The organism is Pseudonocardia sp. ICBG1293 (genome assembly GCF_020131355.1).
Taxonomy (GTDB): domain Bacteria; phylum Actinomycetota; class Actinomycetes; order Mycobacteriales; family Pseudonocardiaceae; genus Pseudonocardia.
Map to the genome: position 1 here is coordinate 1 of NZ_JAHLEL010000020.1, position 22,769 is coordinate 22,769.

General features: G+C 70.7%; 23 protein-coding genes and 5 pseudogenes. 19 read left to right on the plus strand and 9 right to left on the minus strand.

Going from position 1 to position 22,769, the window contains the following annotated elements:
- The 6 genes and pseudogenes from KPF47_RS10870 to KPF47_RS10895 form a co-directional block, all read left to right on the plus strand.
- On the plus strand, positions 1-182 hold a 182-nt coding region (locus KPF47_RS10870; RefSeq protein ID WP_374108827.1), incomplete at its 5' end, for a transposase.
- Between the two features lie 91 nt (positions 183-273).
- Positions 274-1,062 (plus strand): IS3 family transposase, encoded by a 789-nt coding sequence (locus KPF47_RS10875; RefSeq protein WP_224388627.1) that lies wholly within the window; start codon positions 274-276, stop codon positions 1,060-1,062.
- A 29-nt stretch (positions 1,063-1,091) separates the two neighbouring features.
- Positions 1,092-1,700 (plus strand): annotated as a pseudogene (locus tag KPF47_RS10880) (transposase); the annotation flags it as partial.
- Between the two features lie 127 nt (positions 1,701-1,827).
- The gene (locus KPF47_RS40065; protein ID WP_224388629.1) at positions 1,828-3,975 is read left to right on the plus strand and encodes an LCP family protein; all 2,148 of its coding nucleotides are present in this window, start codon (positions 1,828-1,830) and stop codon (positions 3,973-3,975) included.
- Between the two features lie 97 nt (positions 3,976-4,072).
- Positions 4,073-4,729 (plus strand): phosphate signaling complex protein PhoU, encoded by a 657-nt coding sequence (phoU, locus tag KPF47_RS10890; RefSeq protein WP_224388631.1) that lies wholly within the window; start codon positions 4,073-4,075, stop codon positions 4,727-4,729.
- Between the two features lie 98 nt (positions 4,730-4,827).
- Positions 4,828-5,028, plus strand: a complete 201-nt coding sequence (locus KPF47_RS10895; RefSeq protein WP_224388633.1) for a dodecin domain-containing protein — start codon at positions 4,828-4,830, stop codon at positions 5,026-5,028.
- Positions 5,029-5,233: 205 nt separating this feature from the next.
- On the opposite strand, the pseudogene KPF47_RS10900 reads toward KPF47_RS10895, so the two are convergent.
- A pseudogene (locus KPF47_RS10900) lies at positions 5,234-6,091 on the minus strand (IS5 family transposase).
- A 343-nt stretch (positions 6,092-6,434) separates the two neighbouring features.
- Here KPF47_RS10900 and KPF47_RS10905 point away from each other — a divergent pair.
- From KPF47_RS10905 to istB, 3 genes and pseudogenes are all read left to right on the plus strand, one after another.
- Positions 6,435-7,277, plus strand: a complete 843-nt coding sequence (locus KPF47_RS10905) for an IS5 family transposase (protein ID WP_224386276.1) — start codon at positions 6,435-6,437, stop codon at positions 7,275-7,277.
- A 25-nt stretch (positions 7,278-7,302) separates the two neighbouring features.
- Positions 7,303-8,349 (plus strand): annotated as a pseudogene (locus KPF47_RS10910) (IS21 family transposase); the annotation flags it as partial.
- Positions 8,346-9,149: an IS21-like element helper ATPase IstB gene (gene istB, locus KPF47_RS10915; protein WP_224388405.1), complete on the plus strand. Its 804-nt coding sequence runs from the start codon at positions 8,346-8,348 to the stop codon at positions 9,147-9,149. The pseudogene KPF47_RS10910 and the gene istB, both read left to right, overlap by 4 nt.
- Positions 9,150-9,211: 62 nt before the next feature.
- On the opposite strand, the pseudogene KPF47_RS10920 reads toward istB, so the two are convergent.
- A pseudogene (locus KPF47_RS10920) lies at positions 9,212-9,700 on the minus strand (IS5/IS1182 family transposase); the annotation flags it as partial.
- A gap of 177 nt (positions 9,701-9,877) precedes the next feature.
- Here KPF47_RS10920 and KPF47_RS10925 point away from each other — a divergent pair.
- Positions 9,878-10,717 (plus strand): IS5 family transposase, encoded by an 840-nt coding sequence (locus KPF47_RS10925; protein WP_224386569.1) that lies wholly within the window; start codon positions 9,878-9,880, stop codon positions 10,715-10,717.
- A gap of 31 nt (positions 10,718-10,748) precedes the next feature.
- On the opposite strand, the pseudogene KPF47_RS40810 reads toward KPF47_RS10925, so the two are convergent.
- Positions 10,749-11,341 (minus strand): annotated as a pseudogene (locus KPF47_RS40810) (plasmid pRiA4b ORF-3 family protein).
- A gap of 180 nt (positions 11,342-11,521) precedes the next feature.
- On the opposite strand from KPF47_RS40810, the gene KPF47_RS10935 reads away from it, so the two are divergent.
- On the plus strand, positions 11,522-12,364 hold the full coding sequence (locus KPF47_RS10935) for an IS5 family transposase (RefSeq protein WP_224386276.1): 843 nt from the start codon (positions 11,522-11,524) through the stop codon (positions 12,362-12,364).
- 37 nt (positions 12,365-12,401) lie between these two features.
- Positions 12,402-13,064: a PhoU domain-containing protein gene (locus KPF47_RS10940; protein WP_224388635.1), complete on the plus strand. Its 663-nt coding sequence runs from the start codon at positions 12,402-12,404 to the stop codon at positions 13,062-13,064.
- A gap of 72 nt (positions 13,065-13,136) precedes the next feature.
- Here KPF47_RS10940 and pstB read toward each other — a convergent pair whose 3' ends face one another.
- The 6 genes from pstB to KPF47_RS10970 all read right to left on the minus strand — a co-directional run bounded on the left by pstB (position 13,137) and on the right by KPF47_RS10970 (position 19,101).
- Positions 13,137-13,916 (minus strand): phosphate ABC transporter ATP-binding protein PstB, encoded by a 780-nt coding sequence (gene pstB, locus KPF47_RS10945; RefSeq protein WP_224388637.1) that lies wholly within the window; start codon positions 13,914-13,916, stop codon positions 13,137-13,139.
- 11 nt (positions 13,917-13,927) lie between these two features.
- The gene (pstA, locus tag KPF47_RS10950; protein ID WP_224388639.1) at positions 13,928-15,001 is read right to left on the minus strand and encodes a phosphate ABC transporter permease PstA; all 1,074 of its coding nucleotides are present in this window, start codon (positions 14,999-15,001) and stop codon (positions 13,928-13,930) included.
- A 45-nt stretch (positions 15,002-15,046) separates the two neighbouring features.
- The gene (gene pstC, locus KPF47_RS10955; protein ID WP_224388641.1) at positions 15,047-15,991 is read right to left on the minus strand and encodes a phosphate ABC transporter permease subunit PstC; all 945 of its coding nucleotides are present in this window, start codon (positions 15,989-15,991) and stop codon (positions 15,047-15,049) included.
- Between the two features lie 122 nt (positions 15,992-16,113).
- Positions 16,114-17,217 (minus strand): phosphate ABC transporter substrate-binding protein PstS, encoded by a 1,104-nt coding sequence (gene pstS / locus KPF47_RS10960; RefSeq protein WP_224388643.1) that lies wholly within the window; start codon positions 17,215-17,217, stop codon positions 16,114-16,116.
- Between the two features lie 198 nt (positions 17,218-17,415).
- A complete protein-coding gene (gene mshD / locus KPF47_RS10965) occupies positions 17,416-18,300 on the minus strand; it encodes a mycothiol synthase (RefSeq protein WP_224388645.1) in 885 nt (294 codons plus the stop codon).
- 15 nt (positions 18,301-18,315) lie between these two features.
- Positions 18,316-19,101 (minus strand): response regulator transcription factor, encoded by a 786-nt coding sequence (locus KPF47_RS10970; RefSeq protein ID WP_224388647.1) that lies wholly within the window; start codon positions 19,099-19,101, stop codon positions 18,316-18,318.
- A gap of 201 nt (positions 19,102-19,302) precedes the next feature.
- Here KPF47_RS10970 and KPF47_RS10975 point away from each other — a divergent pair, with 201 nt between their 5' ends.
- The 7 genes from KPF47_RS10975 (at position 19,303) to KPF47_RS11000 (ending at position 22,749) form a co-directional block, all read left to right on the plus strand.
- Positions 19,303-20,133, plus strand: a complete 831-nt coding sequence (locus KPF47_RS10975; protein WP_224388649.1) for a DUF2993 domain-containing protein — start codon at positions 19,303-19,305, stop codon at positions 20,131-20,133.
- A gap of 13 nt (positions 20,134-20,146) precedes the next feature.
- Positions 20,147-20,575, plus strand: a complete 429-nt coding sequence (locus KPF47_RS10980; RefSeq protein WP_224388651.1) for a thioredoxin family protein — start codon at positions 20,147-20,149, stop codon at positions 20,573-20,575.
- A 77-nt stretch (positions 20,576-20,652) separates the two neighbouring features.
- Positions 20,653-20,727, plus strand: coding sequence for a putative leader peptide (locus tag KPF47_RS40815; protein ID WP_350662235.1), 75 nt, complete (start codon positions 20,653-20,655; stop codon positions 20,725-20,727).
- Positions 20,728-20,791: 64 nt separating this feature from the next.
- Positions 20,792-21,256, plus strand: a complete 465-nt coding sequence (locus tag KPF47_RS10985) for a DUF4395 domain-containing protein (RefSeq protein WP_224388653.1) — start codon at positions 20,792-20,794, stop codon at positions 21,254-21,256.
- Positions 21,257-21,290: 34 nt separating this feature from the next.
- Complete coding sequence (locus tag KPF47_RS10990) at positions 21,291-22,127, plus strand: sulfurtransferase (RefSeq protein WP_224388654.1); 837 nt, start codon at positions 21,291-21,293, stop codon at positions 22,125-22,127.
- A gap of 1 nt (position 22,128) precedes the next feature.
- Positions 22,129-22,428, plus strand: a complete 300-nt coding sequence (locus KPF47_RS10995; protein ID WP_224388656.1) for a DUF1416 domain-containing protein — start codon at positions 22,129-22,131, stop codon at positions 22,426-22,428.
- A gap of 84 nt (positions 22,429-22,512) precedes the next feature.
- The gene (locus KPF47_RS11000) at positions 22,513-22,749 is read left to right on the plus strand and encodes a hypothetical protein (RefSeq protein WP_224388658.1); all 237 of its coding nucleotides are present in this window, start codon (positions 22,513-22,515) and stop codon (positions 22,747-22,749) included.
- Positions 22,750-22,769 lie beyond the last annotated feature (20 nt).

Sequence of the window (22,769 nt, forward strand, 5' to 3'; positions counted from 1 at the left end):
TGCGGAACTGGGTCTCCCAGGCCGACGCAGACGACGGTGACCCGCGCTCCACACGTCTGTCGAGCGCGGAGAAAAGTGAGATCGTCGAACTCCGAAAGAAGGCCCGCCGGATCGAGATCGAGAACGAGATCCTCAAGCGTGCTGCCGCGTACTTCGCCCGGGAGAACATCCTCCCAAAGTAGTTTTCCCGCTGGTCCGTGAACTCGCCGACGATGGATTCGACGTCGCGGTGACCTGCCGGGTCCTTGGCGTCCGCCGCCAGGGCTACTACGAATGGCACTCCGGGCGACATCGCTACGGACGCAGGAGAACGAACTGCTCCTCAAACACATCGAGAAAATCCACGCAGAGTCCCGGGGCACCTACGGATGGCCACGTGTGCACGCCGAGCTCACCCTCGGACTCGGTATCACGGTGAACCACAAACGCGTCGCTCGGCTGATGCGCCAGGCCGGGATCCAGGGCCTCTACCGGCGACGCAACCACGGCTGCACCGTCCGGGACCAGCACGCCGACCCCTACACCGACCTGGTCGACCGCGACTTCACCGTCGACGGACCGGATGAGATCTGGTGCACCGACATCACCGAACACCCCACCCGAGAAGGGAAAGTCTACTGCGCGGCAGTCATCGATGTATTCTCCCGGAAAGCAGTCGGATGGTCCATCGCCGACAACATGCGCACCGAACTCGTCATCGACGCCCTCGGCATGGCCATACTCCGCCGACGCCCGCAATACCACGCCACGATCCTACATTCCAACCACGGCACCCAATTCACATCATGGGCATTCGGTCGACGTCTGGTCGCCGCTGGAATCGTCCCATCGATGGGCTCGATCGGAGATTGCTACGATAACTCTCTGGTCGAATCATTCTGGGGTACCATGCAACTCGAACTGCTCGATTCCAGAACCTGGAAAACCCGCGCAGAGCTTGCCACCGCCATCTTCGAATGGATAGAATGCTGGTACAATCCGTTACGGCGCCATTCCAGTATTGGGATGCTCTCCCCGAACGACCTCGAAGCAGCCCACACCCCGCCCAACCACACCCACTGACCCCACACCGTCGGTGTCCGGACTACGGGGCCAAGCTCAGTTACGACCAGATACTCGGCCTGGATCTTGACGATCTGGCGGTCGACGGATCGATCACCAAGGCACCAGGCGGAGGCGAGGTGGCCGGCCGCAGCCCTGTCGACCGCGGCAAGCAGGGCACGAAACGGTCCGTGGCCTGCGATGACCAGGGCATCCCGCTGCACCTGGTCGCGGCGCGAGCCAACGACCATGACTCGCCCCTGCTGGAACCGACCTTGACCGGCATCGTGACGATGATCGGCCCGCTGCCCCGCCACCGCGACGCCCACGGTGGTGATCTGTTCCCGACCGTGCACCTGGACCGCGGCTATGACTCCGGCAAGACCCGTACTCTGCTGCACACCCTGGGCTTCACCGGCGAGATCGCGACCACGGGGGTCCCAGCTCCGATCCAGGCAGGACGACGGTGGCCCATCGAGCGCACGCACTCCTGGATGAACGGCTACGGCAAGCTGCGCCGGTTCACCGATCGCCGGAAGATCATCGTCGAGTTCTACCTCAACCTCGCCGCCGCGCTCACCGTGATCCGCCGGCTGATCAACCGTGCCCGCAGCCGCTACCGCTGGACAACCCGACCCACGACCCGTCGACTCCAATAACCATCAATCGCCGGACGCTCTAAGATCGGCGTGCGGTCCCGCGGCCGCACGATCCCCCGAGGGGCGCACCACCCGACAGCGCGCCCGTCACGTGCTTCCGCTCCGGCGGTCGCGACGAGGAGGCCCGGTGCAGGACGGCGACGACGAGGTGCGCCGGACCCGGCGTACCCGCCGGCGCCCGGACGACGCCGCTCCGCCCGCTCCGCAGGGCTCTCCGGACGCGCAGCCCCCGACCCCCGCGACGCATCCGTCCGGGCCCCAGCGGCGCCCCGGAGCACACCCGTCCGGGCCGCGGCCCGAGCCCGGCACCCACCCGTCCGGGCCGCAGCCGCGGACCGCCGACACCCCGCCGCCGCCGGTCCCCCCGAGCGGCGTGCGACGCGTGCGCGGCGGGCCCGTCCCCCGCCGCCCCGGTGAGCAGCCGGCCCGGCGCGGCCCGCACCCGCGGGACGGCGGACCGTCGCGGGCCACCCCGGTGCCCCCGGCGAGCGGTCGTCCCACCCGGCCGGCCCCGCCCGTCGACCGGCCCACCCCTGCCCCGGGGCCGGGGCCGGGGACCGGGAGCACCGCCGTCCCGACGCAGGCCCCGGGCACCGGGACTCCCCGGCCGGGCCCCGGCACGCTCCCACCCGACGCCCGGGCGGACGCCACCGCACGGGGATCCCGACCGGGCCCCGCACCGGCCGGTGCCCACCCGGGCACCCCCGACGAAGGCCCGCAGCCCGCCGGACCGACCGGAACCGACCGCCGGGGAGCCGCGGACTCCCGCGTCACCGAGGTCTTCGACGCGCTGGGGCCGCGCCGTCGTCGTCGCCGCTACCGGGACGACCCGCCCGCCGACGACGCCGGCGTGGTGGCGGAGCAGGCGGAGCGGGCCGCACCGGAGGAAGCACCGCCGGTGACCACGGAGCCGGAGCCGGCAGACACCCCGCCCCCGGGCCGGGCCGCCCCCCGTGCGTGGCGGATCGGTGCGGCGGTGGCCGCCGCCCTCGTCCTCGTCACGACCGCGTTCGGCTTCGCCGGGCGCAGCGAGGTGCACGACGGTGTCCGCACCGTCGCCGCGCTCGCCCCGGACACCGACGCGATCCTCGACGCCGAGGCCCAGTCCGGCGACCGGAACGTCCTGGTCCTGGGCCTGCAGGCCGACCGCGCGGGCACCGCGGAGTCCGCGCGGACCGACACCGCGGTCCTGGTCCACCGACCCGCGGGCGGCGGCCCCGCGGTCACCCTGTCGATCCCGGCGACGCTGGAGGTCTCCCGGCCGCCGTGCCGGCGCTTCGACCCCGCGACCGGTGGCTACGGCGACACCGTCCCCGCCGAGTCGCGCACCGCCTTCGCCACCGCCTACGACGTCGGCGGCCCGGCCTGCAGCGTCGGTGTCGTCCAGCAGCTGACCAGCATGCCGATGAGCGGCTTCGTCGCGCTCGACCTGGCCGGCGCCCCGGAGCTGGTCGACGCCGTCGGCGGGATCGCGGTCTGCACCGAGCGCCCGGTCGTGGACCCGGTGCTCGGCCCGGTCGTGGAGGGCTCGGGCACCGTGGAGCTCGACGGGGCCACCGCTGTCCGGTTCGCCTCCGCCGCGGGCACCGCCGACAGCTCCCCGGCCAACCGGGTCCGCCGCCAGCAGCGCGTGGTCGCCGCGGCCCTCGGCGACGCGCTGTCGACCACCTCGCTGCTGACCCCGGGGGCGCCGGGACGGTCCGCCGCCGGAGTGTCCTCGGCGCTGGCGGCCGACGGCGTCGACGCCCGGGAGATCCTCACCCTGGCCCGCGGGCTCGCCCGGTCGGGTGCCGCCGCCGACGACGACACCCCTGCCTTCCTGTCCGTCCCGGTCTCCGACGCTCCGAACACCCGTGGCCAGCTGGAGCTGCGCCGCCCGGAGGCCCGCGCCCTGTTCTCCGCGCTGCGCGAGCACGAGCCGCTGCCCGAGAGCGCGACCGCTCCGGCCTCGCGCTCCGCGGCCGCGCCGGCGGCGGGCACCGTCGTGACCCTCGTCGACGCGACCGGGCGTCCCGGCGCGGCCGACCGGGTCGCCGCGGACCTGCGCGAGCGCGGCTACGAGATCGGCGCCGTCACCATCGGCCCGGCCGCACCCGGTGCGCAGGTCCGCTACTCCCCCGACAACACCGACGCCGCGGGCACCCTGGTGGACGCGCTGCCCGGCGCCCGCCCGCTGCCGGACCCGACCGGGAGCCGGGTCCTGGAGCTCGTCGTCGGCGCGGGTGACGCGGCCCCGGTGCAGGCCGTGCCCTCCGACGACGTCGACTGCGACTGAACGCCCCCGGTCCCCCGACCGGGTACGTCGCCCAGCGTTCACGGTGGGTTCACCCGCTGCGGCTGAACCATCACGTCCGGGGGCCTAGGCTCGTGGCATGCGCGACACCTATCAGGAGCAGCTGGACGAGCTGGCCTCCGGCCTGGCGGACATGTGCGACGACGTCGCACGCGCCATGGCGCGCGCCACGACCGCGCTGCTCGAGGCCGACCTGCAGCTCGCCGAGCAGGTCATCTCCGAGGACATCAAGATCGATGACGTCCGCGCCGCCGCGGAGCACCGGGCCTTCGGTCTGCTCGCCCTGCAGGCGCCGGTCGCGACCGACCTGCGGGTCGTCGTCGCCGCGATCCACGGCGCCGGTGACATCGAGCGCATGGGTGACCTCGCACTGCACGTCGCCCAGGCCGCGCGGCGCAGGCACCCGCAGTCCGTGCTGCCCGACGAGGTCAAGTCGTACTTCGCCGAGATGGGCCGGGTCGGCGTGGAGCTCGCGGAGAAGGCCGGCCGGGTCATCCGTACCCGCGACCTGGACGCGGCCACCGAGCTCGAGGCCGACGACGACGCCGTCGACGACATCCACGAGCACATGTTCACCGTGCTGATGGACCGCAACTGGACCCACGGGGTGTCCGCCGCGGTCGACGTCGCCCTGCTCGCGCGGTTCTACGAGCGCTACGCCGACCACGCCGTGGCCGTCGCCCGCCGGATCGTGTACGTGGTCACCGGACAGATGCCCGGCCCGCTCGCCGTCTGAGTGCGTCGTTGCCCCGTTCGACGTAGTCCGTACCCCCCGCTCGGCGAACGGTCGACCGATCGAGTTTGACGGTGAGACGCCAGGGGCACGTCTGCGTCATGGAACACGCGGACTGCGTCGTCACCGAGGTCGTCGGGACCTCCGACGAGAGCGTCGAGGCGGCGATCCTGGACGGCATGGGTCGCGCCGGGCACGCCCTCGAGTGGTTCGAGGTGACCGGGGTCCGGTCGACCGTCCTCGGCTCCACCGAGCGCTTCCGGGTCGGCCTGCGCGTGGGCCTGCGTGCCCGCGCCGCCTGACCCCGGCGTTCACCGAGCGTTCACCGGTCCCCGGCCGAAGCCGGCACGCACCCCGATCTAAGAGGTCGTTTCAGAACGACTTGTCGAGTTTCCATTGACCCCTCGACGACAGATCAAACGGCAGGTCAGATAGCCGCTTGTCGTCTACAACAGACACGTCGACCTCGTTCTGAAATGACCTCTTAGAGCGTCCGGCGATTGATGGTTATCGGAGTCGACGGGTCGTGGGTCGGGTTGTCCAGCGGTAGCGGCTGCGGGCACGGTTGATCAGCCGGCGGATCACGGTGAGCGCGGCGGCGAGGTCGAGGTAGAACTCGACGATGATCTTCCGGCGATCGGTGAACCGGCGCAGCTTGCCGTAGCCGTTCATCCAGGAATGGGTGCGCTCGACCGGCCACCGCATACCGACCTGGATCGGGGCGGGCCGGCCCTTGGTGGCGATCTGTGCGTCGAACCCGAGTCGTTCGAGCAGATCGCGGGTCTTGCCTGAGTCATAGCCCCGGTCCAGGTGCAGGCACGGTCGCTCGGGCAGCGGCCCGATCATGTCGTAGATCCCGATCAGGGTCGGTTTCAGCAACGGCGAGTCGTGGTCATTGGCGCGGGCGCTGATCAGGTGCAGCGGGATCCCCGCACCGTCGCAGACCACGGAGCGTTTGGTGCCCTGTTTGCCCCGGTCGACCGGGTTACAGCCGGCGACCTCGCCACCGCAGGGAGCCTTGGTGATCGCTCCGTCGGCAGACAGATCGTCGAGGTCGAGACCGATCATCTAGTCATAGCCGGCCAGCGCGGCCCGAAGGACCTGCTCCCCGACGCCAGCGGCGGCCCACTGGGCGAGACGGCGGCGGATCGTGCGGTCCGAGCAGCCGGGGGTGGCAATGCGTTCGTAGCCGCTGCCGTGCACCAACGCCGCGAGCACGTGCTCGAACACCAGGCGGTCGGGGATACGGCGGCGGTGACATCCCCACGGATGGGCCGGGTCGAACTCCGGGCGCCGCTCTGCCTCGATCAGGGCAGCGAACTCGACCCAGAGGGGGTCGATCAGCGATTCTGGCAATAGAGGCACGGACCCTCCAGGCGACCATCAGGACATCAGCAATCCCATGATCACTTGCAGGTCCGTGTCTCTACCAACACCGACACACGGCCACCTCTACTGCCGGACGCTCTAAGAGGTCGTTTCAGAACGACTTGTCGAGTTTCCATTGACCCCTCGACGACAGATCAAACGGCAGGTCAGATAGCCGCTTGTCGTCTACAACAGACACGTCGACCTCGTTCTGAAATGACCTCTAAGAGGTCGCGCGGATTGGTCACAGCTTGGCCGCGGTCGAGTGTCTGGGGGCGAGGGCGGGTACGGGCCTGCCGATCATGAAGTTATCTACGCTTCGTGATCGTCTGGAGGCCGCGTGCCCACCCTGCCATCATGGCTGACCGAGCCGTTGTGGGACCAGTTCACCGCGCTGCTGCCTCATCGAGACGAGTTCGATCCCACCCATCCGCTGGGCTGCCATCGCCGCCGGATCGCGGATCGGATCGTGTTCGACAAGCTCCTGCAGGTACTGCGGTTCGGCTGCTCGTATGAGGGCATCGCTGACAGCACCTGCTCGGCGACCACCATCCGCGATCGTCGTGACGAGTGGATCAGGCTCGGGGTCTTCGCCCAGCTGCGTCGGATCGTCCTGGACGCCTACGACCGCATCGTCGGTCTGCTGCTGCACGACATCGCCGTCGATGGCGCCATCACCAAGGCCCCCGGCGGCGGCGAGGTCGCCGGTCCGTCGCCGGTGGACCGGCGCAAACAGGGTATGAAACGTTCGGTGCTCGTCGAGGGATACGGCATCCCGCTGGGCCGAGTCCTGGCCGGAGCCAACCGGCACGACTCCCCGCTACTGGGCCCCACCCTCGACCGCCTCGATGCTCTCGGCCCGCTGCCCGACGACATCACCGTGCACCTCGACGCCGGCTATGACTCCGGCAAGACCCGCGACACGCTGGCCGAACGAGGCCTGCACGGCGAGATCGCGCACAAGGGTGAGAAAGCGCCGATCCAGGCCACCCGCCGCTGGCACGTCGAGCGGACCAACGCTTGGCACAACAGCTTCAACCGGCTGCAGCGCTGCTACGAACGACGAGAAATCGTCGTCGACGCGTTCTTCGACCTCGCCGACACGATCGTCACACTCCGTAGCTTGATTCGGCAGGCCTGGACCACACACCGCTGGAACGCCCGACCTGCACGACGTCCATGATCACCAACCAATCCGCGCGACCTCTTACTCCGAGGGGCCGCTGAAGAAGCTGTTGGCCCGGATCCGGCCCGAGTACGTCGGGATCGATCCGTCGGACCGGACCGTCTACGAGCCGGGCGAGATCGCCCAGTGCGACCTGTGGTTCCCCGAGACCCTGATCCCGGTCGCGGCAAGGCAGGCGCGGATCCTGCCGGTGCTGGTGCTGACCTTGGCGTTCTCCCGGTTTCTGTCGGCGACGATGATCCCGTCGCGCCAGGGCGGTGACATCCTGTCCGGGATGTGGCAGCTGATCGCTGCCCTGGGCCGTGTCCCGAAGACGCTGGTCTGGGACCGGGAATCGGCGATCGGCGGCACCGGGAAGGTCTCGGCCCCGGCCGCCGGGTTCGCCGGAACTCTGGCCACGAGGATCCGGTTGGCTCCGCCGAAGGACCCCGAGTTCAAGGGCATGGTGGAGCGCAACAACGGGTTCTTCGAGACCTCGTTCCTGCCCGGACGCGAGTTCGCCTCCCCAGCCGACTTCAACGACCAGCTCGCCGAGTGGCTGGTGACCAGGGCGAACACGCGCACCGTCCGCGCCATCCATGGCCGGCCGGTGGACCTGCTCGAGGTCGACCGCCAGGCGATGATCGTCCTGCCGCCGGTGGCTCCACAGGTCGGTCTGACCCACCGGATCCGGCTGGCCCGTGACTACTACGTGCGCGTCGACGCCAACGACTACTCCGTCGATCCGCGGATGATCGGCCGCTTCGTCGAGGTCGCCGCATCACCCACTGCGGTCGAGGTGTTCTGCGGCAACGAGCGAGTCGCCAGCCACGACCGCAGCTGGGGCCGCCACCTGGTGATCACCGACCCGGCCCACGTCGCCACCGCCGCCGACATGCGCCACGCACTGGCTGAACAACGCCGCGCCCAGCAGCGGTCCCAGCAGTCCGGGACGCGCCGCCACAACGATGGCCACGCCGTCGCGATCCGGGCCCTGCCCGACTACGACGCCCTGTTCGGCGTCGACTTCACCCCCACCAGCCCGGCCGACCCCACGGCCGCGCCCGCAGCGGAAGCGAGCAACCCATGACCGCCACCACGACCGGGACTGCGCCGAGCGAGGGGTTGCCCTCGATGCTGGCCTACCTGACCCGGGTGCTGAAGACCCCGACGATCGGGCGCTGCTGGGCTGAGCTCGCTGAGCAGGCCCGCGACGAGACCTGGTCGCACGAGGAGTATCTGGCTGCGGTCCTGCAACGCCAGGTCGCCGAACGCGAGTCCGCCGGCACCACGATGCGGATCCGGACCGCGCATTTCCCAGCCGTGAAGACTCTCGAGGATTTCAACCTCGACCACCTGCCCTCGCTGCGTCGAGATGTGCTGGCGCACTTGGCGACCGGGACGTTCGTGGCCAAGGCTGAGAACGTGATCCTGCTCGGCCCACCCGGGCTCGGGAAGACCCATCTCGCGATCGGGCTCGGGGTCAAAGCCGCCCACGCCGGCTACTCGGTGCTCTTCGACACCGCGAACAACTGGATCACCCGCCTCACCGACGCCCACCAGGCCGGACGGCTGGAGGCCGAGCTGAAGAAGATCCGCCGCTACAAGCTGATCATCATCGACGAGGTCGGCTACATCCCCTTCGACCAGGACGCGGCGAACCTGTTCTTCCAGCTCATTGCCTCCCGCTACGAGCAGGGCTCTGTGATGGTCACCTCGAACCTGCCCTTCGGACGCTGGGGCGAGACCTTCTCCGACGATGTCGTCGCCGCAGCCATGATCGACCGTCTGGTTCACCACGCCGAGGTTCTGACCTTGACCGGAGACTCCTACCGGACCCGCCAGCGCCGCGAGCTGCTGGCCAAACAGAACCGCGCCGACCGGGACTGACAGACCAACCGAGGGGTCAAACTTGCCGATCCCCAGGGGGGTCAATCTTCAGGATCCGTTGACAACGGCGAGTCGTGGTCATTGGCGCGGGCGCTGATCAGGTGCAGCGGGATCCCCGCACCGTCGCAGACCACGGAGCGTTTGGTGCCCTGTTTGCCCCGGTCGACCGGGTTACAGCCGGCGACCTCGCCACCGCAGGGAGCCTTGGTGATCGCTCCGTCGGCAGACAGATCGTCGAGGTCGAGACCGATCATCTAGTCATAGCCGGCCAGCGCGGCCCGAAGGACCTGCTCCCCGACGCCAGCGGCGGCCCACTGGGCGAGACGGCGGCGGATCGTGCGGTCCGAGCAGCCGGGGGTGGCAATGCGTTCGTAGCCGCTGCCGTGCACCAACGCCGCGAGCACGTGCTCGAACACCAGGCGGTCGGGGATACGGCGGCGGTGACATCCCCACGGATGGGCCGGGTCGAACTCCGGGCGCCGCTCTGCCTCGATCAGGGCAGCGAACTCGACCCAGAGGGGGTCGATCAGCGATTCTGGCAATAGAGGCACGGACCCTCCAGGCGACCATCAGGACATCAGCAATCCCATGATCACTTGCAGGTCCGTGTCTCTACCAACACCGACACACGGCCACCTCTACTGCCGGACGCTCTAATAAGAGGTCGTTTCAGAAGTCGGCGTGTCGGTCCTGTGTGGATCGGCGCTGGTAGCTGATCATGTCCGGTCGTGGCGCGGCGATCTTGTGTCGAGCGATTGGTGAGCGACGAGCTGTGGGCGCTGGTGGAGCCGCTGCTGCCCAAGCCGCGCAAGCACAAGCGGGGACGGACAGGCCGTCCGCGGGTGCCGGATCGGGCCGCTCTGGCCGGGATCGTGTTCGTGCTCAAGACCGGGATCAGCTGGAACGCGCTGCCCGCCGAGCTCGGCTGTGGGTCCGGAGTGACCTGCTGGCGGCGGCTACGGCAGTGGCAGCAGGCCGGGGTCTGGGCCCAGCTGCACCGGGTGATGCTCGACCGCCTCGCCCAGCAGGGCCTGCTGGACTGGTCGCGGGCGGCGGTGGACAGCGTGAGCGTGCGGGCCAAGCGCCGCGGCGAGGCCACCGGGCCCTCGCCGACCGATCGCGGGAAGGCGGGCAGCAAGTACCACGTGCTCTGCGACCGAGGCGGGCTCCCGCTGCATGCGCTGGTCACCGGGGCGAACACCCACGACAGTCGGATGCTCGCCCCGCTGCTGGACACCAACCCCGGCGTCCGCGAACGGGCGGGACAGCCGGGGCGTCCGCGACGTCGGCCGGACAAGGTGCACGCCGACAAGGGCTACGACTATCCCCGCTGCCGCCGCTACCTGAGTGGGCGTGGGATCGGGGTGCGGATCGCCCGGCGCGGGATCGAGGACTCCACCCGGCTCGGGCGGGTCCGCTGGGTCGTCGAGCGCACCATGTCCTGGCTGCTGGACTTCCGCCGCCTCGCGCTGCGCTACGACCGCGCCGAATCCACGATCACCGCGCTGTTATCGCTGGCCTGCGCCCTGATCTGCCACCGCCGCCTCACCAAGCCGAAGCCGAAGTGATGGTCGACCCAGCCCTCGCTGAGGCACTCGCCTACGAGGTCGGGGCCAGCGGCCGCCAGGCCAGCCACTCCAAGGCCCGGTCGGCCTCGTCAGGGTCGAAGCGGTGCGGGTCGAACGGCCCGCCCGCCCACTCCAGGCGCTCGGCGCGGTCGGGATGGTCAGGGTCGGCGAGCACGGCCTGGAAGTCCTCATACCCCCGATCCCGCCGACGTCCTCGGGCGGGCACGCCCCCTGCCCGGCGACGCATCGCGGATAGCACACTCCCGGCTCGACGGCCGCGACCGCCTCGACGGTGATCTCGTGGGCCCAGTTGTCACCGAAGTCGTAGACGTAACCGAACCGGTCACCAGCCTTGACCAGCCGAAACAGCTTCTCTTTCGTCTCGTCGGCGACATCCTGTCCGGGCCAGTCCGGGTCTGGGATCCCGTAGCGGCGCCCGACGATCTCGAACTCGTGCAGATGAGAGTTCGTCCAGCCCATCACTGACTGCACCACCTCGTGCAACACCGCCAAGTCGACCTCGCCCGGCACCTGCACCCGACGCCGGACCGCCGGCACCACCTCGGTCAGGACGATCTCCAACTCGAAAATCTTCGTCTTCTCAGACACACGAGGCGCGACCATCAGCCGATGCTGCCAGCCCCGCCGTCACCGGCAGAACCGGGCCCACCACTTCTGAAACGACGTCTAAGAGGTCGCGCGGATTGGTCACAGCTTGGCCGCGGTCGAGTGTCTGGGGGCGAGGGCGGGTACGGGCCTGCCGATCATGAAGTTATCTACGCTTCGTGATCGTCTGGAGGCCGCGTGCCCACCCTGCCATCATGGCTGACCGAGCCGTTGTGGGACCAGTTCACCGCGCTGCTGCCTCATCGAGACGAGTTCGATCCCACCCATCCGCTGGGCTGCCATCGCCGCCGGATCGCGGATCGGATCGTGTTCGACAAGCTCCTGCAGGTACTGCGGTTCGGCTGCTCGTATGAGGGCATCGCTGACAGCACCTGCTCGGCGACCACCATCCGCGATCGTCGTGACGAGTGGATCAGGCTCGGGGTCTTCGCCCAGCTGCGTCGGATCGTCCTGGACGCCTACGACCGCATCGTCGGTCTGCTGCTGCACGACATCGCCGTCGATGGCGCCATCACCAAGGCCCCCGGCGGCGGCGAGGTCGCCGGTCCGTCGCCGGTGGACCGGCGCAAACAGGGTATGAAACGTTCGGTGCTCGTCGAGGGATACGGCATCCCGCTGGGCCGAGTCCTGGCCGGAGCCAACCGGCACGACTCCCCGCTACTGGGCCCCACCCTCGACCGCCTCGATGCTCTCGGCCCGCTGCCCGACGACATCACCGTGCACCTCGACGCCGGCTATGACTCCGGCAAGACCCGCGACACGCTGGCCGAACGAGGCCTGCACGGCGAGATCGCGCACAAGGGTGAGAAAGCGCCGATCCAGGCCACCCGCCGCTGGCACGTCGAGCGGACCAACGCTTGGCACAACAGCTTCAACCGGCTGCAGCGCTGCTACGAACGACGAGAAATCGTCGTCGACGCGTTCTTCGACCTCGCCGACACGATCGTCACACTCCGTAGCTTGATTCGGCAGGCCTGGACCACACACCGCTGGAACGCCCGACCTGCACGACGTCCATGATCACCAACCAATCCGCGCGACCTCTAAGGTCGTCCCCATGCGCAGGGAGACGCTCGACGACAACCTCGCGCAGCTCCGGTCGATGCTCGACGAGACCGGTCCGCTCGTGGCCTCCGCGTTCCGCGACGCGTCCGAGGCGCTGTTGCACCACCGTGTCCGGCTGGCCGAGCAGGTCGTGTCCCGTGACCCCGTCATCGACGCCCACCGCGACGCGATCGAGCTGCTCGCCGTCGAGACCATGAACATCCACCAGCCGGTGGTCGCGCCGCTCCGCTCGGTGATCACCGCACTGCGGTGTGCCCAGCAGCTGGAGCGGATGGGCGACCTCGCCCGCCACGTCGCCGCCACGGTCGTCCGGAACGGGGGCCGCCCGGTGCTCGCCGAGCAGGCCCGCCCGCTGTTCGCCGAATACGGCGCCCGGGTCGCCGCCATGGGCGACAAGGCCGTCGAGGTGCTGCGCACCCACAACGTCGTGCTCGCCGCCGAGCTGCCCGTCGACGACGACGTCGTCGACGCCCTGCACCGCCAGGTCTTCGAGCTGATGTTCGGGCCGGGCTGGGACGCGGGCGTGCCGGCCGCCGTCGACGCCGCCCTGCTGGCCCGTTTCCACGAGCGCTACGCCGACCACTGCGTGCACCTGGCCGACCACGTCGTCTACGCCGTCACCGGCGGCACCGTGGACGAGCTGCCGGTGCTCTGAGCCTGCTCCACGACGACGGCCCCGGCCCCCGGTCGGAACCGGGGCCGGGGCCGTCGTACCGCAGCGGGGGACTCAGCCGAAGCGACCGGACACGTAGTCCTCGGTCGCCTTCTGCCTCGGCTGGGAGAAGATCGTCTTGGTCTCGTCGAGCTCGACCAGCTTGCCGGGCTTGCCGGTGCCCTCGATGTTGAAGAAGCCGGTGAAGTCGCTGACCCGCGCCGCCTGCTGCATGTTGTGGGTCACGATGACGATCGTGTAGTCGTTCTTCAGCTCGTTGATCAGGTCCTCGATCGCCAGCGTGGAGATCGGGTCCAGCGCCGAGCAGGGCTCGTCCATCAGCAGGACGTCCGGGCGCACCGCGATCGCGCGGGCGATGCAGAGCCGCTGCTGCTGACCGCCGGACAGGCCCGAGCCGGGCTTGTCGAGCCGGTCCTTCACCTCGTTCCAGAGGTTCGCCCCGCGCAGCGACCGCTCGACGGTGTCGTCGAACTCGGCCTTGGAGGCCCGCTTGTTGTTCAGCTTCATCCCCGCGATGACGTTGTCGTAGATCGACATCGTCGGGAACGGGTTGGGCCGCTGGAAGACCATCCCGATCTGGCGGCGGACGCCGACCGGGTCGACGTTCGCGCCGTAGAGGTCCTGGCCGTCGAGCTCGAGCCTGCCCTCGACGCGGGCGCCGGGGATGTTCTCGTGCATCCGGTTGATCGAGCGCAGGAAGGTGGACTTGCCGCAGCCCGACGGGCCGATCAGGGCCGTCACCGTCTTCGGCTTGATCGTCATGTTGACGCCCTCGACGGCGAGGAACGACCCGTAGTAGATGTTCAGGTCCTTGGCTTCGACGCTCTTGCCCATGTCGCGGTTCCTTATCGGGTCTTCGGGGCGAAAAGGCGGGAGATGACGCGGGCCACGATGTTCAGCACCATCACGATCGCCATGAGGATCAGCGCCGCGGTCCACGCGCGGTCCAGGAACGCCTCGCGGGGGATGCCCGGCACGGCGTAGGAGTAGTACGAGAACACCGGCAGCGTGGTCATCGGACCGGAGAACGGGTTGAGGTTGACCCCCAACGCGTAGCCGGTCGTGATGAGCAGCGGGGCCGTCTCGCCGATGACGCGGGCCACGGCCAGCGTGATGCCGGTGGCGATACCACCGGCCGTCGTCGGGATGACGATCTTGACGATCGTCCGCCACTTGGCGACGCCGAGGGCGTAGGACGCCTCGCGCAGCTCATTGGGGACGATCTTGAGCATCTCCTCGGTGGAGCGCACCACGATCGGCACCATCAGCACGGTCAGGGCGACCGCGCCGACGAAGCCGAGGCGGACGCCCGGGCCCAGGACCAGCGCGAACAACGCGTAGGCGAACAGACCGGCGACGATCGAGGGGATGCCCGTCATGACGTCGACGAAGAACGTGATGGCCCGGGCCAGCCGGGAGTTGTTCGCGTACTCGACGAGGTAGATCGCGGTGAGCAGGCCGATCGGGATCGACATCGCCGCGGCCAGCGCGGTGATGATCAGCGTGCCCTGGATGGCGTGCAGCGCACCGCCGCCGACGCCGACGATGCCGCGCATCGAGTTCGTGAAGAAGGTGGCGTCGAGCCGCGCCCAGCCCTGCGAGACCACGGTGTAGAGCACCGAGACCAGCGGGAGCATCGCGATCAGGAAGGCACTGGTGACCACCACGGTCACCAGCCGGTCGGCGGCCCGGCGGGCGCCCTCGACGACCCGGGACACCGTGTAGGTCGCGCCGGCGAAGATCACGACCGACAGGAACACCCACAGCCCGACGTTGAAGCCGCCGGCCAGCGCGGTGATCCCGGCGGCCACCGCGACGGCGGCGAGGAGGATGCCCCACGGCGCCCAGGGCGGCAGCGAGCCGCGGGTGCGCAGGACGGTCGGGGTGGCAGCGGGGGCCTCGAGCCCGGTTCCGGTCACGGGGCCTCGACGTCCGCTCGGTTGCGTTCGGTTCCGGTGGACATCTCAGTTCGCTCCGGAGAAGTCGCGACGGCGCTCGACGATGTAGCGGGCGAGCATGTTGACCAGCAGCGTCATGACGAACAGCACCAGACCGGAGGCGATCAGGACGCTGACACCGATGCCGGTGGCCTCGGGGAACTGCAGGGCGATGTTCGCCGCGATGGTCGACGGGTTCTGGTTGCTGATCAGGTTGACGGTGACCGCACCGCTGGCCGACAGGATGATGGCGACCGCCATGGTCTCGCCGAGCGCGCGGCCCAGGCCGAGCATGGCACCCGAGACGACGCCCGACCGGCCGAACGGCAGGACCGCGAGCCGGATCATCTCCCACCGGGGCGCGCCCAGCGCGAGCGCGGCCTCCTCGTGCAGCTTCGGCGCCTGCAGGAAGACCTCACGGGCGACCGCGGTGATGATCGGCAGGATCATCACCGCCAGCACCAGACCCACGACCAGCATCGTGCGGCCGGTGGTCGACACCGGGCCGGCGAACAGCGGGATCCAGCCCAGGTAGGTGTTCAGCCAGGTCGAGAGCCCGACCGACAGCGGCGCCAGGGTGTAGAAGCCCCACAGGCCGAAGACGATCGAGGGCACCGCGGCCAGCAGGTCGACGATGTAGCTCAGACCCTGTGCGAGGCGCCGGGGCGCGTAGTGGCTGATGAACAGGGCCACCGCGACCGCGAGCGGCGTCGCGACCACCAGGGCGATGACGGCGCCGAGGAAGGTACCGAAGGCCAGCGGTGCCACGTAGGCGAGCAGACCGTTCGGGAGCTCCTGTTCCGACGCGGTCAGCGCGGGGAACGCCTCGATGAGCAGGAAGGCGGCGACCCCGGCGAGGATCACCAGGATCAGGATCCCGGCCCCCTTCGCCGAGCCCGCGAAGATGCGGTCGCCGAGCTGGCTGACGGGTTGGGGCGCCCGGTTCCCGGGCTTCGGTTCCGTGGTGGTCACAGTGATCCCTGAGGGTGCGGACGGGCGCTGGGCAGGGGAGGACGCCGGAGATCCCGGTCGGTGACCATGATGAGCACCGACCGGGACCTCTGGCTAGATGACATCCGACTCAGGTGCGGGGATCAGCCCGCGGCCTTGATCTGGTCGATGACCGGGGTGATCTGGTCGCGCAGGGTCGCCGACAGCGGCGCGGAGCCCGCGTTCTGGGCCGCGGTCTGCTGTCCCTGCTCGCTGACCACGTAGTTCAGGAACGCCTTGACCGTGTCGGCCTGGGCGGCGTCCGGGTACTGCGGGCAGGCGATCAGGTACGAGACCAGCACGACCGGGTAGGCGCCGCCGGTCGCGGTCCGGTTGAGCTCGTAGGCGAACGAGGTGTCGCCCTGGCCCTCGACCCGCGTCGACTCCTCGAGGATCCTCGCGGCGGCGTCGGCGGTCGGCTCGACGGCCTGGTCACCCAGCTTCAACTTGGCCTTGCCCAGCTCACCGGCCTGCGAGGCGTCGGCGTAGCCGATGGTGCCGTTGCCGGCCCCGACCGCACCGACGACACCGGAGGTGCCCTGGGCGGCCTCGCCACCCGGGACCTTCCACTCGCCGTCGGCCTCGTCGGTCCACACCTGCGGCGCGGCCTTGTTCAGGAAGTCGGTGAAGTTCTCGGTGGTGCCGGACTCGTCGGAGCGGTGCACCGCGGTGATCGCGGTGGCCGGCAGCGTGGCGCCCGGGTTGTCCGCGGCGATCTTCGGGTCGTTCCAGGTGGTGATCTCGCCCTTGAAGATGCCCGCGACCGTGTCCGGGGACAGGGTCAGGTCCGACACGCCGTCGAGCTTGTAGACGATCGCGATCGGGGACACGTACGCCGGGACCTCGACGACCGAGCCGCCGCAACGCTGGCGGGCCTGGTTCAGCTGCTCGTCCTCGAGGTAGGCGTCCGAGCCGGCGAACTGCACGGCACCCTGGACGAACTGGGTGCGCCCGCCGCCGGAACCCACCGGCTGGTAGTTCACGGTCGCGCCCGGGTTGGCCTCGGCGAACCCGGCGTTCCAGGCCTGCATGGCCGCCTGCTGGGAGCTCGCGCCGGCACCGCTGATGGTGCCGGTGACGCCCGCGCCCGCAGCGGCGTCGCCACCGGACTCGTTCGCCCCGCTGCAGCCGGCGACGAACAGCGCACACGACGTGGCGATACCGACGGCAGCCAGGCGCGCACGGGGCGCGCGCCGCTTGGTCTTCACTGCAGTTTCCTCCGAGTCGGCGAGAGCCGGTTGCGGGAAGGCGGTCCGGGGTGACCACCCGGGCGCAGACGCTAGGAGCCGCCGTTGGACGCCACCCCCACGGAAGATGAACGTGGAATGAACAGGTCGGCGACCGGGTGGACCTGCGTCACACGATCGAACGAGCCCGGTCACGGGTCGTCGATCGGCGACCGGGTCTCACCGCGCGTAGTTGACGTCTGCGGCGTGGACGGTGAACCCCAGTCGCTCGTAGACGGCCACGGCCGGGGCGTTGTCGGCCTCGACGTAGAGCAGCACCGTCTCCAGCCCGCGCTCGTGCAGATGGTGCAGGCCGGCCAGGGTCAGGACCTTCCCGAGCCCGCGTCCGTGCGAGGCCGGGTCGACGCCGAGGACGTAGACCTCGCCCATGGCCCCCTCGTCCCCCTCCGCCGGGTGGACCTTGGTCCAGTGGTAGCCGAGCAGGGTGCCGCCGCCGTCGACGGCGAGCAGGAACCCGGACGGGTCGAACCAGGTCTCCGCCTCCCGGGCGGCGAGCTCGGCACCGGTCCAGCCGCCCTGTTCGGGGTGCCAGTCGAAGGCCGCGTTGTTGACGCGCAGGAACGCCTCGTCGTCGCGGCCGGGCTCGAAGGCGCGGATCGTGACGCCGTCGGGGACGGTCAGCGCCGGGAGCGCCCCGGCCGCGGCGGTGCGACGCACCTGCCACAGCACGCGGTCCCGGCGGTAGCCGCGGCCCGCGGCGAGCTGCTTCGCGGCGTCGAGGTCGCCGTGTGCCCACACGTGCGGGTCGGCGGTGACCTTCTCGATCGCGGTGACGAGGGCGGCACCGATCCCCCGGCGGCGGGCGTCGGGGCGGACCGCCAGCTCGGCGTAGGTGCCGTCGACCTGGGCGTAGCCGGCCACGGTATCGCCCCCGTCCTCGACGACGAGGTGCGTCACGCCGTCGGCCGGGGCGTCCGGACGCAGGTGCATCAGGAACTGCTCGGAGAGCGGTTCCGCGCCGTCGGCGGCGGTCGCCGCTCCCAGCAGTTCCTGCACCGCGGAGACGGTGGCGGCGTCGAGACGGGTGTGCTCCTGCGGGTCCACGAGCGCGACCCTAGGTCACCGCGGTGACCACGCTCCACGTCCCGGGCCGGTCGCGGGCCGGGCACCCGGCAGGCGACGGTCCCCGACGGGCTCGGGGTCCGCGTCGTCCTGGTCGGGCGGCGCGGACAGCCCGCCCCGCGACGGCCGGACGAACTTGTAGCCGACGTTGCGCACGGTGCCGATCATCTGCTCGTGCTCGCCACCCAGCTTGGCGCGCAGTCGCCGGACGTGGACGTCGACGGTGCGGGTGCCACCGAAGAAGTCGTACCCCCAGACCTCCTGCAGCAGCTGGGCCCGGGTGAACACCCGTCCCGCGTGCTGCGCGAGGTACTTGAGCAGCTCGAACTCCTTGTAGGTGAGCTCCAGCAGCCGGCCCTTGAGCCGCGCCGAGTACGTCGCCTCGTCGATGACGAGCTCACCGAGCACGAGCGCGCCACCCCCGGAGGCCGACTCGGCCCCCGGGCGCGACCGCAGCAGCCGCAGTCGCGCGTCCACCTCGGCCGGGCCGGTGTCGGGCAGCAGGATCTCGTCGACCACCCACTCGCCGGACACCGCGACCAGGCCGCCCTCGTTCAGTACGGCGATCACCGGCGCGTCGGTCCCGGCGCTGCCCAGCAGCCGGCACAGGCTGCGCGCGGCGACCAGGTCGGACCGGGCGTCCACCAGGACGGCGTCGTGCGGACCGGCGTCGAGCAGTGCCGCCACCTCGGGCGCCGCGGTCCGCACGTTGTGCGGCAGCAGCGACAGGGCGGGCAGCACGGCGGCCGCATCCGGAGCCGTGGTCAGCAGGAGCAGTTCCATGGACTCCCCCTTCTCGCGATACGTCGACGATACCGGGACGTCACCCCACGGTCAGCCGGAGAGCGACGGGTTTCACGCGACGATCTGGATCGTTTCGTCCAGGGAGCGGGACACGTGCGGGGCGCCGGGGCCGCCCGCCGGGCCGGCGCCGGGGCTCTCTACCCTGGTCAGGACCTATCCCGAACCTGTGGAGGCCCGGTCGTGGGACGCCCCGTCCGTCGCGTGTTCCTCGCCGTACTGGCGGTGGCCGCCGTGCTCGTCGTGGGCGATCTCTCCACCGGCGCGGCCGTCGAGTCGGGCATCTCCCGCGCGCTGCGCGACGAGCTCGACCTCCCCGAGGACCCACGCGTGCAGGTGCACGGCTTCTCGGTCCTCGCCCAGGCCGCGACCGGCCGCTACGACCACGTCGAGATGACGCTGCAGCGGGTCCCGGTCGGTCCGCTGCGCACCCCCGAGCTCCAGGTGCAGATGTACGGGGTGCGCGGGGACCTGTCCGACCTGGCGGGTCCCGGGCCCGCCCGGTTCCGCGCCGCGGCCGCCGAGGGGATCGTGCAGGTCAGCCCGAACGACATCCGCCGGATGGTCGTCGCCGCGGGCGGGCCCGCCGCCGGGGTGACCCGGCTGTCCGTCGAGGCCGTCGACGCGAACGCGATCGACACGGTGGTCCGGGCCGGCGGCGACCCGACGTTGCGCGGGCTCGACCCGCGCAACGCCGCGCGGTTCGTCGCGGAGATGCCGGTGGACGGCGCCGACGCGCGGGTGGGCGTGCTGACCTCGCTCGTGGTGGACGACGGCACCATGCGGGTCGTCCCGCGCGACGTCCGGATCGTCGACAGCGACGAGCCGGTGCCGGACGCGGTGCGCACGTCGATGCTGCGTGCGCTCGCCGTCGACATCGACCCGGGGCCGCTCCCGCTGGGCGTCACCGCGACGTCGGCGGGTGTCCCGGAGTACAACGTGCTGCAGGTCGAGGGCGCCGTACGCGACCTGAGTGTGGGCGGGGGACCGGACACGTCCCGTTCCGCGGGCTGAGAGGGGACCGGCGATGGACCTCACGGGTGCGGTGGTGCTGGTGGTTGCCCTCCTGGTGGCGACGCTGGTCGGGCTGGTCCTGCGTGCCCGCTCCGGTCGGCTCCGGGCCGCCCGCGGCACCGACCGGTCCGCGACGGCCGGGCCGGGCTGGGAGCTCGCGGGGACCGAGCCGGGCGGACGGCGGGCGCTGCTGCTGCAGCTGTCCTCGCCGGTCTGCGCGCCGTGCCGGCAGACCGCGCGCGTCCTGGGTGACCTGGTCACGGCCGACCCGGGGCTGGCCCACGTGGAGGTCGACGTGGCCGATCGCGTCGACGTGGCCCGGGCGCTGGGAGTCCTCCGCACACCGACCACGGTCGTCTTCGACGCCCGCGGCGCCGAGATCCTGCGGGTGTCCGGGGTCCCGCGCGGCGACGAGCTCGTCGCCGCCCTTCCCACCAGGTGAGAACGTGTCGGTGATATCGACGTCCGGTCGGCGCCGGCCGCTGGGCTCGGGACGGATCGTCGGCTACGCTCGGACCCGTGAACTGGCCGCTGACCCGACGCCGCACGGTTGACCTGTGCCGCCTCGCCGGCTGCCTGTGTCTGGACTCCTGACCCGCGTGTCCTGAACCGCGGCGCCCGTGCGGGCGCCCGGTCCCGCCCCGGTCCCTGGAGTCCCATGTCCGTCCCGGACCTCGGATCCGCGCGCGCCGAGCCCCGGCTCGACCCGCGCGGGGTCCGTTTCTCCGCCGCGATCACCACGGTCGTCCTGGCGCTGGTGCTGCTGTCCGGCAGCGGCCTGCTCGTCACCGCGCAGGCCGTCGTCTTCGCCGTCGCCGCGTTCGCCGGGATGCGGTTCGCGCCGTACGGCGTGGTCTACCGGCACGTCGTAGCGCCCCGGCTGGGTCCGCCCGCCGAGCGCGAGGACGCCGCCCCGGTCCGCTTCTCGCAGACCGTCGGGCTGGTGTTCACCGTCGTGGCGGCGGTCGGCTACCTGTCCGGACTGACCGTGCTGGGCGTCGTCGCCACGGCGGCGGCGCTCGTGGCGGCCTTCCTCAACGCGGCCTTCGGCTTCTGCCTGGGCTGCGAGATGTACGGGCTCCTCGCCCGCCTGCGCGGTGGCGCCGCCACCGCGCGTTCCTGACCCACCCTCCACACGACTCGGGAGAGATACGAACATGAGCCGCGAGGACGTCCTCGTCACCGCCGACTGGGCGGAAGAGAACCTGGAGACCGACGGGGTGGTGTTCCTGGAGGTCGACGAGGACACCACCGCCTACGACGGGGGCCACATCCCCGGTGCGGTCAAGGTCAACTGGACCGACGAGCTGCAGGACGTGGTCCGCCGCGACATCCCCACCAAGGAGCAGTTCGAGCAGCTGCTCTCGGCCAAGGGCGTCTCGAACGACGACAAGGTCGTGCTGTACGGCGGCAACAACAACTGGTTCGCCGCCTACGCCTACTGGGAGTTCAAGCTCTACGGCCACGACAACGTGGTGCTGCTCGACGGTGGCCGCAAGAAGTGGGAGCTCGACGGCCGGACCCTGACCACCGACGTCAAGGACCGCCCGGCGACCTCCTACACCGCCAAGGAGGCCGACACCTCGATCCGCGCGTTCCGCGACGAGGTCGTCGACGCGATCGACACCAAGAACCTGGTCGACGTCCGGTCGCCCGACGAGTTCTCCGGCAAGATCCTGGCCCCGGCCCACCTCCCCCAGGAGCAGAGCCAGCGCCCGGGCCACGTGCCGAGCGCGATCAACATCCCGTGGTCGAAGGCGGCAAACGAGGACGGCACCTTCAAGTCGAACGAGGAGCTCGCCTCGCTCTACAAGGAGGCCGGCTACGACGAGGGCCGGGCGACCATCGCCTACTGCCGCATCGGCGAGCGCTCCAGCCACACCTGGGTCGTGCTGCACGAGCTGCTGGGCCACTCCGATGTCAAGAACTACGACGGCAGCTGGACCGAGTACGGCTCGCTGATCGGCGTGCCGATCGAACTGGGAGCGAAGTGACATGTGTGCCGCACCCGACCAGAACCTGACCCTGCCCGCGAGCACCGACCTGTCCAAGGAGACCGTGCTCGCCGGACGCGTCGTCGCCGGTGGTGACCCGGTGGCCGGGGCCTTCGTCCGGCTGCTCGACGGCACCGGGGAGTTCACCGCGGAGGTCGTGTCCTCGGCCTCCGGGGACTTCCGGTTCTTCGCCGCACCGGGCACCTGGACCGTCCGGGCGCTCTCGCGCTCGGGCAACGGGCAGTCCGAGCTCGTCGCCGACGGGCCGGGCCTGCACCAGGCGGAGATCGCCGTCGCCTGACCGGCCCCCGGGGCTCTCCCCGGACCACCGCACGTGCTCACGAACGGGCCCCTCGTACGAACCTTTCGTACGAGGGGCCCGTTCGTGCACGGGGACGGGTGGGCGCGGCACCCGGTGCACGCCCCGGGGGCGGCGGTAGAGTCGCCGGTCGTGCACTGGTTCTCCACCGGGCTGCTGATCGCCCTGTCCGCGGGAACCGCCGCCTGGGCCGGCTGGTTGCTCCGTCGCCTGTTCGTCGTCGAGCCCGTCGCCGCGTCCGGGCCGGGTCCCGATCCCGAACGGGACCCCGACGACCACCACACCGAGGAGCAGATCCCGTGACCGACCCCGAGCCCGCCGCA